The following is a 12,874-nucleotide window of genomic DNA, read 5'->3' as shown; positions in this document are numbered from 1 at the left end:
CACGCAACTTAAAATGCGTCATGACCATTGCAGTACCGCCTGATCAAACGCCAAAACGGCACCGGCCATGAGGAACGACAGCCGCCTGTCCCGCATGCTGCATGTGCTGCTGCACATGGCCCGCCATGCCGATCCGTTCACCTCCGAGCAGATCGCCAGAATGCTGGGCACCAACCCTGTCGTCGTCCGGCGCACCATGGCGGGCCTGAAGCAGGCGGGCTTCGTCAGTTCCGAGAAAGGCCACGGGGGAGGGTGGCGACTGTGCTGCGACCTGGGATCGGTAACGCTGCTGGACGTGCACCGCGCGGTCGGCGGGCCGCACATCTTTGCCATCGGCAATACGAGTACTGAACCGCAGTGCGCGGTGGAGAAGGTGGTGAACGCAGCACTGGACGACGCGCTGGCGCAGGCCGAGGCCCTGCTGGTGGCACGCCTGGGCGCGATCACCCTGGGCGATCTGGCGCGAGATTTCGACACCGTGTGTGTCGAACGCGGATATGCAGATAAGTCGTAGCGAGGCGGAGCCAACTCCCACAGTTCGCCCCCTTCTTCACCGAGCTGGACGGTTGGGTAGATGTACAAAGCACGCTCTGTTGTGTAGCGCGGGCACTCAGAAGAGGGTGGATGGCTGCTTTGGAGCGCGAAAATCGCCTTTCAGCAGCGTTCGCGGGGCCATCTCCCGACAATGAAAAAAGCCTTTTGAGTCTTAAGAGGCACCTATGCAAACTCAAGATCTCTTTGAGGTCGTTAAGGCGGACAATCCAGGACACGCATTGGTCCAGTTATCACTAGAACAACCAATGGACCGCGCAATGCGGCTCATACGTGAGGTGTTCGATGACCGGCACATTGCCGGTTTGGCATACGGCGGTGGCAAGCATTAAAGTGCTACGGCGTGCTTTTTGCTCGCAGTGGCGGCGGACTACCGGCAAAGAGGGCTCAGCCTCCCGCCGATCTACGTGACTCACAGCTCCACCGGGGTTGAAAATCCTGTTGTCGCAGCCTTGGCGAAGGCCGAACTCACAAAGATGAAGACCTTTGCTGCAAAGCATGACTTCACTCTCACTGTGCTAACGGGGGACCCGATCTGAACTCAAGCTGGGCTGGGCGCGTACTTACGGGGCGAGGCCTTCCAACATACCTTCCTCACCCACAATGGACTGTAGTAAGTCGTGGAAAGTGGACGTTGGTCAACGTTTGCTTAAGGACGCAATGGTTGAGGCAAATGGTCATAAGGAATGGAATAGGCCGGTCGTTCTGACAGGTATTCGTTCTGGCGAGTCTGCAGCGTGTGATGTGCGAATTGCCGCAAGGCGTGAGCATGGAGATGGAATCTGGTCTACGCCATCGAGCTTAGTGCAGTGAGTCGAATGATGCGCGGAGCGCCGGGTGGCTGCTCTTGCGGCCTTTCGCACCGGAAGAGTTGTCGCGGTAGATCAACAGCAGCCTGAAGTCGATGCTTCTTTGGGTTACCAGAGCTTGCGCAGCTTGACAATTGTTAACAAAATCGCATGACGCCTTCTTGTGCCGTCGGAGCTTACGTTCTCCAACCTAGTCTTGCTATGTCTGCATCTTCTGTGTACTCAGCGGTTCTGCGCCAATTTCGTCGGCGCCCCCATTCCAACAGTCGCCTTTGGGCTGCTTTTGGGTGGGCTCTGGTCGCGCTGGCGACTTGGGGCACTCCTGCAGACGTGCTGGCGGCTTCCCAGACCTTCGAATTCACGGCCGGCGTGGATGGGAACGATGGGGGAAGCGGTTTCGCCACCACGTGGACGACATTGGGAACTCCCACCTATACCCTGCAATTTTCCGTCAGCGGGGCCGCTGCCGGCGAAGTCTATGGAAGCGCGGGTTTCAGCGGTGACAGCTATGCCATTGGCAACAGCGCAGCTCCCGGCGGCACGATTACCGCCGTAATTTCGCTGCGGGGCTTCAGATTCGACCTCACATCCCTGAAGCTGGCGCAACAGGAGACCGGCGGTCCGGCGTCCTACCTGATCACTACGCCGGCCTCCGGTTCCCAGTCGGGCAGCCTCACGGCCGGCGGGGGCGTCTACCAGACCATCACCCCCAGCGGCGGTGGCTTCGCGTCGATCACGTCCTTCACGGTCAGCTACACCGCCGGGTCCGGTTCCAGCCAAAGCGTGTTCTCCCTCGACTCGCTGGTCCTCGACAACATCGTGGCCACAAGCCCCACACCGACCGACGCCCGCATCTCCATCGCTGGCGCCACCGGCACTGGCGGCGCCTACCGCATCGGCGACACTGTCACCGCCACCTGGAACAACACGGCTGCCACGGGCGACAACCAGCCGGGCGTGACTGGCGTCACGGTCAATTTCAGCCAGTTCGGCGGTGGCACGGCAGTCGCCGCCACCAATGCCGGTGGCGTGTGGACGGCCAGTTACACCATCACCGCAGGCAGCATCAACGGCACGGCGGGCCGCAACGTGTCCATCACCGCCACCAACGGCAGCTTGTCCGAAACCACCGCCGATTCGACCAACGCGGTGGTCGACACCATCGCGCCCACGGTGTCGTCCATCGTGCGCTCGGGGGGGACGGCCGCCCTCAGCAACGCGGCAGTCGTCGAATACACCGTGACTTTCGCCGAGGCCGTGACCGGTGTCGGTGCCGGCTCGTTCAGCTTGAGCACCACGGGAACCGCCAGCGGCACCGTCGGCGCCGTCACGGCGGTCAGTTCGACGGTTTACACGGTGGCGGTAAGCGGTATCACCGGCGACGGCACGCTGCGGCTGGACCTGAAGTCGGGCGGCTCCGGCGTGGCCGACATGGCAGGCAATGCCGCGACCGGCTTCAGCGCTGGCAACGTCTACACCTTCGACCACACCGGCCCGGGCGTCGGCAGCACGGGCGTGCCGCCAGGCGCGACCTATGTGGCAGGCAACGCCCTGGATTTCACGGTTACCTTCAACGAGAGCGTCACCGTCAACACCGCCGGCGGTACGCCCTCTGTGCCGGTCACCTTGAACACGGGCGGCACCGTGCAGGCGGCCTACGTGTCGGGCAGCGGCACCAATACGCTGACTTTCCGCTACGTCGTGGCGGCAGGCAACAACGATCCGGACGGCGTCGTGGTCGGCACGGCCATCAGCACCAATGGCGCAACCCTGCGCGACGCCGTCGGCAACAACGCCACGCTGAGCGGACTGTCGGTCGGCAGCACCGGCGCCGTGCGGGTCGATGCCGTGGCGCCCACGCTGGCGATCACCAGCGACGTGGCAACCCTCAAGAGCGGCGAAACCGCCACCATCACCTTTACCTTCAGCGAGAATCCGGGCAGCAGCTTCACCGCGGGCAGCGTAGTGTCCAGCGGCGGCACGCTGGGCGCCATCATCGGCAGCGGCCTGACGCGCACGGCCACCTTCACCCCGACGCCGGCGACCAACAGCGGCACTGCCAGCATCACCGTGGCCGGCGGCGCCTACACCGATGCCGCGGGCAACAACGGCGGTGCCGGTACGACACCCACGCTGACGTTCGACACCCAGGCGCCGGCGGCGCCCGGCACCCCGGTGCTGAGCACCGCCAGCGATACGGGTGTGTCCAACTCCGACCGCATCACCTCGGCCACCACGCCGACGATCACCGGCACGGCCGAGGCCAACACCACCGTCACGCTGTATGACACCAACGGCACGACGGTGCTGGGCACCACCATGGCCGACGGCGCCGGCAACTGGTCCATCACCAGCAGCACGCTAGCGCAGGGCGCCCACACGTTCACGGCCAAGGCGTCCGATGCGGCCGACAACGTGTCGCTTGCGTCTGCCAGGCTGACGGCCGTCATCGACACGACTGCGCCGCAGATTTCTTCGGTGACTGTGCCGGCGTCGGCCACTTACGGCACGGGCAGCCCCCTGGAATTCACCGTCAGTTTCAGCGAAGCCGTGACGGTCGACACCACGAGCGGCACCCCGGGTATCGCCCTGGTGGTCGGCGGTAACACGCGTTCAGCCGCGTATGTATCCGGGTCGCAATCGTCCAGCTTGCTCTTCCGCTACATCGTTGCGTCCAACGATGAAGACAACGATGGCATATCTCTGGGCGCGTTGCAGGCCCAAGGCGGTGCCATGCGTGACGTAGCAGGCAACAGTGCCAACCTGGCACTCAACGGCGTGGGCAGCACCACAGGCGTGCTGGTCGGCCGCGTGGCCGCCGTGCCTGCCGCACCAGTGCTGAACCCCGCCACGCCGGGGGACGGCCAAGTCACGCTGTCGTGGATGGCACCGGCTGACAACGGCAGCCCCATCACCGGCTATACCGCCATCGCGTACACCACTTCTCAGGGCGCGCCCTTGGGTACCTGCAGCACGACAGCTGCTACGGCCACCACCTGCACGGTGCTGGGGCTGGTCAACGGCACGACCCACTGGTTCACGGTAATGGCGACCAATGCGATCGGGGGCGGCGCAGCGTCCGCTGCCGTGAACGCCACCCCAGTCAAGAAGGTAGCGGCTGGCACCATTCCCGGTATGGCGGGCATGGCGGCGGTAGAGATAGGTGGCGGCAGCCTGACCTGCACGCTGGCGTCCGCAGAATTCAACATGGCCCTGCCGGCAGGCGCACCGGCCGGCTCTACGCAGCCTGCAGGCGTGTTCGGCTTTCGCACTACGGGGTGCCCCGGCGACCAGCTCACGGTGACCCTGAACTACCCGCAACCTTTGCCCAGCGGTATCCGTTTCTTCAAGTTCGGGCCACGCGTTGCAGGCCAGACCGCCGAATGGTTCGAGCTGCCGTCCGGCGCTGTCAGCCTGAGCGGGGACCGCCGCACAGTGAGCTACTCCATCACCGACAACCAGGCCGGCGATTCCAACGCTGCAGTGGGCGTCATTGAAGACCCCTTTGCCCCCATGCTCCTGCAGGCAGTCGCGCCGGCGGGCGTGACCGGCATACCCACGTTGTCGGATGCGGGGCTTGCCTTGATGAGCGCGCTGGTGGGTTTGCTGGCGTGGCGCCGGCGGCGGTTTAGTGGATAGCGTGTCCGGCGTCGATATGGGTACCCAGGCGTTACGCAGGCGCAGCGTTACCTGCCCACGATGACCAGCGTGCCGTGGCTGCCCGGCGCCACGGCATGCAGCAGTCCGGCCGGCACGATGACTAGGCAGGCGGCCTCCACCCGCTGGATGCGGCCTTCCGATTCAAGCAGCAGGCAGCCGTCGATCATCAGCAGGCTTCGTCGAAGTCGTGCACCGCGGGGTAGGCCTGTCGTCCATGCGTAGCACCTTGACCTGCAGGCCCGCAGCGCCGCCGTCGAAGGTCGACCGTCAGGCGTCGGGCAAATCACAGGCGGTGCGTGGCAGGTGGGTGATGCTCCTTGCGGGTCCTCTTGGGCAGAGGATCGAACTCCAGCATCTGCTGCTTTTGCGTCATCCTCGCCATCTTGCCTGCGACTCACCGCACGCGCCAATCAGCGGTGAGGTTTTGCAGACCTTCCCTAGTTCTTGGCCTTTCAGAAGGCGAACGCATCGGAATGTAAGACACCTTCAGGCTGAATAGAGAACCCGCTTTGATTGGAGCCCATGACCGTGTCATTCCAGCCTTCGCAAAATAGCAACCTTGCTATCGAGCCCAATGCCACAGCGCTCATAGTCACGTTGCAAATGGATCCGGCAGCCTCAGCACGATTTACCGCGATGCGACGCGAACATTTCCCCGCGCATCGCAACTGGCTCGACGCCCACATCACGCTATTCCACGCTCTGCCCATTGGGTCAATGGATCTCGTACTGCGAGATGCGGCGGAGCTTGCATCGAGCACCGATGCATTCAGGCTGCGTGTCGATCGGGTGCTGTTTCTTGGCGCAGGCGTGGCCTATGCCTTGTCGTCCGTGCAGGCGGTGAAGCTGCGCAGTGCGCTCGTTGCGCGCTGGTCACCGCTTCTGAGCCCACAAGACCGAAACAAGCGGGGAGCGCTGCACATCACCGTGCAAAACAAAGTGTCGCCTTCAGCTGCCAGGCAATTGCATGGCGAACTCGAGCAGGCATTCGAGCCGCACGAAATCGACGCGGTAGGGCTTCAGGTTTGGCACTACGTCGGCGGTCCGTGGAGACATGCAGCAACATTTCCATTCACAGACAGGGTTCGAACACAGGTGCCGCTTGCTGCCGATGCCGCAGGCGGTACGCGTGGAATCTCGGGCCCATCTTCGTCCTGATCTCGGATAGCATTCCCACCTTCAAGCAAGGCCGGCAACCGACCCGAGCCCTTGCAGCGACCGAGTGGTCATTTTCTCGAGACGTTTAAAGCGTGTGCCTTTGCACGCACGTCGTCGAGCGAAAGACACCATGAAGTTCGCTCCTCCATTCTTGGCAGCCGCAGCGCTTGCCACGGCCATCGCCGCATCCACAGCAGCCTCATCACAGCCCGTAGCGCTGACCGGAAGCGACATCTCGGCTGCAATCCATGTTTTCGAACACGATAGGTCTTCGCTGACGCAGCTGGTGGGCACGCCGGTCTCAGTGAAACTGCGCGCGTTCCCGGCGATCGCCTATTACGAGATCGAAGGTGAACCGGACCTCGTAGTTGTCTGCGCTTTAACTAGCGGATTCGCCGGAGGTCACGTGACCTCGACCGTCCAGAGCATCTCGTTGACCACAGAGCTCGGCGCGGACGTTCAGGGCATCCTTACCCTCGAGCGCTGCGGGAAGTAAACGGATGAGCCCCGACAACATGGGGCTCCTCGGAGCCCCAAACCAAAGCCTGCTCTTCCCGCCGATCTGTCCGCCAGTTGATCCAGCGCCTCCGGGCGCGTCGATGGAAGCCGACATCGCCGACCTGCTCCGATCACTAGGTCCTGCTCAAACAGCCAAGCCAGCCAGCGCCCCCGAGGTTGATCAACACACTGGACCTTCGAAGCTTGTGGGACGTGGCAGTGATGCGCAGCACTACCGCAGCGATGGACTCCTGAGGGTCGAGGTCTTCACCAAAGCTGGCGTGGAAGCAGCGGCTGCGGCCGCATCGGTACTCGAGAAAGATCTCAAAGAACGACAGCTGCACGAACTGCATTTACTTGCAGAACATGGCACCTCGAGACCGCTCAGCTGGGTGCGTGCGATCTACAAGAAGAAGTTGGAACTGCTTTTAAGGAGGCAACCGAACTTTCGAGAAGTAGTGGAGGGCGCCGTGCGCCCCGCGATGGTCATTCGCGCAGCGGGTGGGATCGCCCGACAGCCACCCATACTGCTGGTGGGTCCGCCAGGAACCGGTAAAACGCATTTCGCACGAGCGCTGGCGGCGATGCTGGGCGTACCGATGGGTGTCGTCGACATGTCCACTGCCAGCACCTGCGCCGACCTGACTGGGCTGTCTACGAAGTGGGGCAACGGCGCACCTGGTTTACTGTTTCGCCTGCTCGCGCACGGCATCGGGTCACCACCGCATGCCGACCCCGTCATCCTGGTGGATGAGCTGGACAAGGCCATCGGCATGCGCCAGCAGATGGACCCGGTGGGCAGTCTGTACACCGTGTTGGAAAGCGGCACTGCAGCGACGTTCCAGGACGAGTCGCTGCCCGGACTGAAAATCGACGCCAGATACGTGCGATGGATCTTGTGCTGCAACTCGGTCGATGGTATTCCCGAGGCGCTGCTGTCGCGGTGTTTGACCTTCCAGGTTCCGGAGTTGTCAGTAGAAGAGCGACGCAACATCTATCGGCAGATGTTCATGCAAGCCGTGTCCGACTGCCGCCTCTACACCTTCGATGCCAACATGCCGGCCGCCGCTGTCGAAGCCTGTCTGGAGATCGGAACGCGGGAGTTCAAGAACAGGTGCCAAGTGGCGATTGGTAGAGCGGTGGCCGACGGAAGAGTCGAGGTTCTGCCGGAGGATTTTCGATCGATCAAGGTCGAGCCCCAAACCCGCATGGGTTTCATCCGCTGATCGCCGTCCACGCAAGGGGGCTCGTCCCGGAAATGAATGTTGGCCAGCCAGGCCCGGAAGTTCTGTTCTTGGCCGCATCTTTGAGACTGGTCACGCCGATGCGCGGTGTCCTTGCGCGCGGTGAGTTCTCAGTCGAAAGAACACTGATGCCGTCTTGCGCCCCTGCTCGGTGCCTGGGCGATCAGCTTGTGGATCCCACCGCCTACTTGCGATCAAGTGACACCGAGGCCCTGACCAGCGTCTTCGATAGCTTCCTCACCGCGTTTCGAAATAGTGCGCGGCAGCACGGGAGCGCCCGGCGCGATGCGGTCATACGGTTCTGCTCGTTTGGGAGGCAGCCAAGCTTGCAAGGCCGTAGAAGCGAAGACCGGTGTCGAGGCGCTCCCGTGCCCGACTCGCGCGTCGGGCGCGGACGTTTCGCAGTGCGCCTATTTCAGGTGCTTGTCCAGGAAGGACCGGATGACACCGCCGATCTCCTCTCCGTGCGTTTCGAGCGCCAGGTGGCCGGTGTCGTAGAAGCGCACCTCTGCACCTGGAATGTCGCGCTTCCACGCCTCGGCGCCCGCCGGCAGGAAGAAGGGGTCGTTCTTTCCCCACACCGCAAGCAAAGGCGGCTGGTGTCGACGGAAGTAGGACTGGAACTCCGGATACTTCGCCACGTTGGATGCGTAATCGAGCAGCAGATCCAACTGCACCTCGGCGTTGCCCGGGCGCTCGACCAGCATGCTCTCCAGCGCGATCGCGTCGGGTGCGACCAAGCTCTTGTCACCCACGCCCTCGAGGTACTGCCACCGGATGGATGCCGCCGTAGGAAACGACTGCAAGGCCGCGCGGTGTGCCGGCGTTGGCTCTGCCCAGTATTTCTGGATGGGCGCCCAGCCCGCGCCCAGTCCTTCTTCGTAGGCATTGCCGTTCTGCGAAACGATGGCTCGCACGCGCTCGGGATGCGCGAGGGCCATGCGCCAGCCCACCGGGGCACCGTAATCGAACACCTGCATGGCATAGCTCTTGAGCTGCAGTTGCTCCGTGAACTGCGTCATGGTCCGAGCGAGTTTGTCGAAGGTGTAGTCGTAGCGGCCACGCCCAGGCGCTTCGGTGAAACCAAAGCCCGGCAGGTCCGGCGCTATGACGTGGTAGCGGTCCGCTAGCTTGGGGATGAGATCGCGGTACATGAACGATGAAGCCGCATATCCGTGGAGCAGCAGCACTACGGGCGACTTCGGGTCTCCCGCCTCGCGATAGAAGACCTTTACGTCGCCGACCTGCTCGAACTTGTGGTGCACCTGCAGGTCGGCTGCGATGACGCTTCCGGCCATCACCGCGGCGGCGAAACCAGCGGCTGCAATCGTTTGGGTTGAGCTCATGGGTAAATCCTGTAACCTTTGAATTTGGATTTACAGGTTACTTTGGCTGCTTGTAACTTGTCAACGTTAAATTTAAAGGTTACATTGCATCCATGATCGAAAGTCAGTCCACACCACTGGAGCTTCTATTCGTCGGCGACGACTTGGCACTCGACTTCATCAACACCCGTTACGGTGTGGATGCTGCGCATCGCGACTGTTTTGTGGACGACACCAGCGTGCTTGCGTGGCTGAAAAAGACGGGGGTCGTGTCGCCTGACCGCCAGCGCGTGCCGGAAGGTTTGCATCGGCTTGCCATAGCTCTCCGCGACCAGTGCAGCACGTTGGTGCGTGCGGCCAAGGCCGGCGATGCCGCCGACGTCGCGGTGGTCAACCAAGTGCTTGAGGCCGGCCGCGCGGCCCGTGCGTTGGTGTGGAGTGCCGAGAGCCGCAGCTATGTGCTTCAGACTGCTCCCCGTGATGACAGCGCCGAGAGCCTGCTGGAGCCGGTCGCGAGGGCGTTGTTAGAACTGCTCACCGATGCTCCGATGGAGTGGGTCCGGCAGTGCGAGGCGCACGACTGCACGCTCTTGTTCCGAGACTTGACCAAGTCGCACCGTCGCCGTTGGTGCAGCATGGGGCTGTGCGGCAACCGGATGAAGGTAGCTGCCTTTAGAGCCCGGCAAAAAGCCGGATAGGTGGCCCGGTACTGCAGTACGTCAAAGCGTAATCGGCATCTCAAGTGACTGCTTTGGGCCCGTGGCAGACGAACAGCCCGTTGCCAGTAGGATCGTCCGTATGAGCGAACATGCAAGTTTCCAGGTGCGCTGTGCCGACCACGTCGGCTTCGCGGTCGCCTCCCTCGATGAGGCGCTTCGGTTTTGGCTTGATGGGCTTGGGGCGCAACTCGTGCGCACGGGCGAGATGGGGGGCGAGTTTCTCGGCCAAGTGACGGGTGCGCATGGGGCGGAGGTACGCATTGCAATCGTGTCGCTGGCAGATCAGACGATCGAACTTCTGGAATATCGGGGCGTAGACCGGCCGAGCGCACCGGCCAAGCCTTTCGACCCAGGCTTTGCGCATCTCGCGCTCGTGGTCGATGACATCGACGCGCTCTTGGCGCGGATCGCCACCTACGGCTGGAAGGCACAAGGCACTCCGCAGCCGATCGCAGGTGGCGCGCGGGCTGGGACGCGGGTGATCTACGTCGTTGGCCCTGATGGCGCGACCATCGAATTCATGCAGCCGCCGACCGCTGTTCGCGAGCACTGATCCTGCCAATCAAGGATCCGCTTTCTATTGCGGATTCAACCGGTCGATGCAACACACTAGATCCGCGATTGCGGAAGGGGTGTTGTATGAAGAGAAGACCGAGGATTTACTACACGGACGCCCAGAAAGCAGTCATGTGGGAGCGCTGGAAGCAGGGCGACACGCTGCACTAGATCGGCAAGCTGTTCGACCGACCGCACACCTCCATCCACCGCATCCTGGCCGAGACGGGCGGCATCCGGCCGCCTCAGCCCAAGCGTTCGTCTCGGGCACTGAGCTTGGCCGAGCGCGAAGAGATCTCCCGTGCAGTTGCCACCGGAAAATCGCTCAGGTCCGTTGCCAAACGATTGGATCGTGCCGCCTCGACCATCAGCCGTGAGCTGCTCCGCAATGGTGGGGCAGACAGCTACCGCGCCGCTGCAGCCGATCAAGCCGCCTGGGGGCGTGCAAAGCGTCCCAAGGCCTGCAAGCTGGTCCTGCACCCGGGCCTCGCGGCACTGGTGGCCGAGAAACTTACGCTCCAATGGTCGCCCGAACAGGTTGCCGGCTGGTTCAAGCAAACCTATCCTGGCAACCTGACCATGCACGTGTCCCACGAAGCGATCTACCGCAGCCTCTTCATCCAGACGCGCGGGGCGTTGAAGAAGGATTTGCTGGAGCACCCGCGCCGCACGCGTGGCATGCGCCGCTCGCGCCATTACACGCAGAAGACCAGCCTCCACGGCCAGATTGCCGACACCGTCTCCATCAGCGAGCGCCCTACGACAGTGGACGACCGGGCGGTGCCGAAGATCGGCGATCAAAAGCGGCGATCTGATAAAAATGGAGACGTGGCAGGTTGCGTTAGTTAGTCAGTCAACCTCGATGGCGTTCACTGCAGCTTTAGCGTATTGATTGCAAAAGCGCCAGCGGATCGACGCTGAGGGAAAGGCGCCAGTGCTAGTCGAGGGGAGCATATAGACGCTTGCATGGGCGCCGGTTCGCTCGATGTGCCACGGCCGCCGTACGAAATCAACACCCAGGTCGCGCACGCCACCGCTGAGAACGACGTGCGACAAGTCTAGGAAAAGGAGCTGGTTCCAGCGCTTGGTTGGTGCCCCAGCCCGCCGTGAGAAACCGAGGAAGGGTGAGCCGTTAGCGCTGTTTGCGCATTCGTAGCATGGCAATCAATCCAACCACCGAGGCCATGAGGATCAAACCCCACTCGGACAGGGTCGGGATTGATTTTGTAACTGCAGTCGCGACAGCAACAGTAATATTTACGTTAGCGGTCGAGCAGATTGGAGTCGGGTTTGCTGCAGACGCGGTCGTGCAGATCTGATAAGAAAACGTGTCTGGGCCAACATAGCCGGCAGTGGGCGTGTAAATCACTGTTCCGGTGCCGGTAAAGTTAACAGTTCCATGCGCAGCTCGAATTTGCCCTTGCGTTGGGTCGCCAACGGCGCTTCCGTTAGGGGTAATAGTGTCGTTTGCTAGCGGAGAAATCGTTACAGCTTGCCCGGGCCCAGTGTTTATACTATCTGGCAAAGCCGTTACCGTTGGCGTCGAAGTGGTTGAACAAGCTAACGTACCAGATGGTGTGCCAGTCGGGTCCGGTTGTACAGAAATGTCGTCAAAGAACAAATCGTTCCCCGAAACGACTTGGGAATTATTCAAAAGCGAGAATGCATATTGAGCTGTACCGCAGGTTCCACCAGTGGTAAAGGTCCAGCTCATCTCAGACCATGTTCCGTTCGTACCAGTTGCAGTCGTGTAGTTAGGAGACTGGCCTACCGATGCTGAATCGTCAGCCTGTCTAATGTCAAAAGAAAGATTGGTTGGGCCAGCAATGATGAAGCGCCAAACCTTGGCAGTATATTTTGTCCCGGCCTGTAGACTCACGACGCGGCGGTAAACTGCATTCTGTACATTACCGGCGTTAACAATTAGAACAGCACCGCCGTTGCCTGTATGGTCTTGGTAATTAGATGCTGACCCTGTCGTTCCATTTTGCCACCACGCCCCTCCACCTGAAGTCAAAACCGCATTTGGGTTCAGTACGGTGTAATAGCCATCATCGATTACTCGCTGCTGCGTCTGTGTCGGGCCAGCGGGTGCGGCAGGATCTGCAAATTTATAATAACTTGTCCCACCATTGGCAGAAAATTGCGGCACATAAGACGATGCTTGTCTAGTGCTAGCAATACCGAAATCGTCGGTGAATGGATTAGCATTTGCACAAAAAGAAATTGCACTGGCAAGCAAGAAAAAACACCGACTAATTTTTTGCATAATGAAACATGGGGTTACACATGGCCTATGTTACCACTACAATTTATGCTCCCGCTCCACAAGCGTTAGACGAAGGGGAACTTCG

10 protein-coding genes and 1 pseudogene are annotated in these 12,874 nt (G+C 61.6%); 8 read left to right on the top strand and 3 right to left on the bottom strand.

Annotated features, from left to right (window positions below):
• The first annotated feature begins 67 nt into the window (after positions 1–67).
• Together ASE76_RS00105 and ASE76_RS00100 are read left to right on the top strand one after the other, a co-directional pair.
• Positions 68–514, top strand: coding sequence for an Rrf2 family transcriptional regulator (locus ASE76_RS00105; protein WP_055832945.1), 447 nt, complete (start codon positions 68–70; stop codon positions 512–514).
• Positions 515–1,562: 1,048 nt separating this feature from the next.
• Complete coding sequence (locus ASE76_RS00100) at positions 1,563–5,000, top strand: IPTL-CTERM sorting domain-containing protein (RefSeq protein ID WP_168389192.1); 3,438 nt, start codon at positions 1,563–1,565, stop codon at positions 4,998–5,000.
• Between the two features lie 47 nt (positions 5,001–5,047).
• On the opposite strand, the gene ASE76_RS20910 is transcribed toward ASE76_RS00100, so the two are convergent.
• Positions 5,048–5,188 (bottom strand): hypothetical protein, encoded by a 141-nt coding sequence (locus ASE76_RS20910; RefSeq protein ID WP_201781812.1) that lies wholly within the window; start codon positions 5,186–5,188, stop codon positions 5,048–5,050.
• Between the two features lie 355 nt (positions 5,189–5,543).
• Here ASE76_RS20910 and ASE76_RS19720 point away from each other — a divergent pair, with 355 nt between their 5' ends.
• The 3 genes from ASE76_RS19720 (at position 5,544) to ASE76_RS19715 (ending at position 7,903) form a co-directional block, all read left to right on the top strand.
• Positions 5,544–6,179 (top strand): 2'-5' RNA ligase family protein, encoded by a 636-nt coding sequence (locus ASE76_RS19720; RefSeq protein ID WP_082447804.1) that lies wholly within the window; start codon positions 5,544–5,546, stop codon positions 6,177–6,179.
• Between the two features lie 130 nt (positions 6,180–6,309).
• Positions 6,310–6,675 (top strand): hypothetical protein, encoded by a 366-nt coding sequence (locus ASE76_RS00090; protein ID WP_055832941.1) that lies wholly within the window; start codon positions 6,310–6,312, stop codon positions 6,673–6,675.
• 4 nt (positions 6,676–6,679) lie between these two features.
• Entirely contained in the window at positions 6,680–7,903 is a 1,224-nt protein-coding gene (locus ASE76_RS19715) for an AAA family ATPase (protein ID WP_082447803.1), read from the top strand.
• Between the two features lie 428 nt (positions 7,904–8,331).
• Here ASE76_RS19715 and ASE76_RS00075 read toward each other — a convergent pair whose 3' ends face one another.
• Positions 8,332–9,219 carry an alpha/beta fold hydrolase gene (locus tag ASE76_RS00075; RefSeq protein ID WP_369793368.1) on the bottom strand — a complete coding sequence of 296 codons (888 nt, stop codon included), beginning with the start codon at positions 9,217–9,219 and terminating at the stop codon, positions 8,332–8,334.
• A gap of 140 nt (positions 9,220–9,359) precedes the next feature.
• Between ASE76_RS00075 and ASE76_RS00070 the strand changes: the two genes are divergently transcribed.
• From ASE76_RS00070 to ASE76_RS00060, 3 genes and pseudogenes are all read left to right on the top strand, one after another.
• Positions 9,360–9,944, top strand: a complete 585-nt coding sequence (locus ASE76_RS00070) for an ABATE domain-containing protein (protein WP_055832934.1) — start codon at positions 9,360–9,362, stop codon at positions 9,942–9,944.
• 100 nt (positions 9,945–10,044) lie between these two features.
• Positions 10,045–10,518 carry a VOC family protein gene (locus tag ASE76_RS00065; protein WP_055835374.1) on the top strand — a complete coding sequence of 158 codons (474 nt, stop codon included), beginning with the start codon at positions 10,045–10,047 and terminating at the stop codon, positions 10,516–10,518.
• 86 nt (positions 10,519–10,604) lie between these two features.
• Positions 10,605–11,306, top strand: a pseudogene (locus ASE76_RS00060) (transposase); the annotation flags it as partial.
• Positions 11,307–11,652: 346 nt separating this feature from the next.
• Here ASE76_RS00060 and ASE76_RS19710 read toward each other — a convergent pair.
• A complete protein-coding gene (locus ASE76_RS19710; protein WP_082447956.1) occupies positions 11,653–12,789 on the bottom strand; it encodes an IPTL-CTERM sorting domain-containing protein in 1,137 nt (378 codons plus the stop codon).
• Between the last annotated feature and the right edge of the window lie 85 nt (positions 12,790–12,874).

Origin of the sequence: Xylophilus sp. Leaf220, from assembly GCF_001421705.1 — a bacterium.
Lineage (GTDB): Bacteria > Pseudomonadota > Gammaproteobacteria > Burkholderiales > Burkholderiaceae_C > Xylophilus.
The sequence above is the reverse complement of the archived record's forward strand: the minus strand, read 5'-3'. Positions and strand labels throughout refer to the sequence as shown.